This window comes from Wolbachia endosymbiont of Drosophila bocki, assembly GCF_028982005.1.
In the GTDB taxonomy this organism is placed as follows: Bacteria; Pseudomonadota; Alphaproteobacteria; order Rickettsiales; family Anaplasmataceae; genus Wolbachia; species Wolbachia pipientis.
In genome coordinates this window covers 1-1,624 of sequence record NZ_JAPQLG010000158.1, presented here as the reverse complement: position 1 = coordinate 1,624, position 1,624 = coordinate 1, and the positions used below count along the sequence as shown (strand labels likewise).

General features: G+C 34.7%; 1 protein-coding gene. It reads right to left on the bottom strand.

All coding sequences use genetic code 11. The features are described from left to right. Positions 1-1,520: efflux RND transporter permease subunit (locus OZD61_RS03525; protein WP_274979870.1), on the bottom strand; the 1,520-nt coding region annotated here is incomplete at its 3' end. Positions 1,521-1,624 lie beyond the last annotated feature (104 nt).

The window sequence follows — 1,624 nt, the reverse complement described above, 5'->3', positions numbered from 1 at the left end:
GAAACATGAATTTCTTTTTCAATGCTCAAAATGCGTTCTTCCACTTCTTTGAGTATCAGATCTCGTTCTTTGGCTGATAAGCTTTCTTTTGCTTTAACACTGATTAAAATATTATCTGAATCCACTTTCGGAAAAAACTTTACTCCAGGACCAAAAGTAAAGTACAGCACACTAAATGAAAACAAAACGAATACAGTAGCACATACGAATTTTTTAGGATGATCCAAAACCTTCTCTAGCATGCGTACGTAAGCTCTTATTATAGGCCCAGCATTTTTTATTTCACCACTTTCTATAGCACTCATTTTTTTTATTTCTTTTTTTGAAGTTATCGAAGGCTTACCAAATATTGCACCAAGTGTTGGTATAAAAACCAAAGCCATAATGAGCGATCCAGTCAAAGTTAGAATTATTGTAATTGGTATGTACTGCATGAATTTACCAACAGTATCAGGCCAGAATAATAGAGGAAAAAACACTGCTAACTTAGTTAACGTTGATGATAGAACCGGATAAAACATATCACGAACTGAAGTGTGAAAAGCTTCTACTTTATCCATTCCGCAGATCATCTTTCTATCGGCATATTCGCTGATCACAATTGCATCATCAACCAGCATGCCAACAGCCATAATTAAACTGAAGAGCACAACGATATTTAAGGTTATACCCATAAAGTAAAGAGCTATTATCCCAATGAGAAAGGAACCGGGTATCGAGAGTGCCACAAGAATAGCAATCCTTGTTCCCATAGAAAGCATCATTATGATCAATATTAACAACACAGCAAATATTATGCCGGTTTCCAAGTCATCAAGCACATCGCGGACGTTTTTTGACTGGTCGTTTAAGTACACCACTTTTAAATTTTCAGGTAATTGATCTTTTGCCTTATCCATTAAGTATTTTACTTGATTTACTGTGTCTATTATGTTTTTTCCGTTACGTTTTGAAATTTCTAGCATGACACTAGGTAATCCATTAATGCGAGCAAATCCTTGGTGATCCTCAAACCTAGGGTATACTTTTGCTATATCTTTGATTCTCAAAACTGCATCGCCTTGAGATCTAATAGGAATATTCATAATATCTTCTATATCTTTTAATAACCCTGATATTTTAATCGAATATTTACCGGCCAGTGACCCAGCTCCCACTAGTCTATTATTGCTTGATATAGCTTGGAATATTTCGTTTGATTGAATGTTATATTTTGTTAGAACTGTGGGCTCAATTATAACTTCCACTGTTTCTTTACGAATACCTGCCACTTCAACTTTGAGAACATTTGGCAGAGATTCTATTTCTTTCTTTAACTTGCGTGCTATTTCAGTTAAGGCTCTTTCTGGCAGATTACCAATTAAGCCAACATTTAATATGGGAAATAGACTCAAGTTTATTTCATTTATTATTGGAGATTCCGCTTCAACAGGTAACTTCGATTTTATGTTTGAAAGCTTTGAACGGACATTATCGAGCACTTCTTTATTATCATACTCTGTTCCAAATTCGAGTATCATGTGAGCACCATCATTAGTTGCAAAAGCTCTCAATTCTCTTAGAACCTGTTAAGGATCTCGAAAATATGAGGTAAAATAAGCATAGTTAAGAAAGAGGTATATCT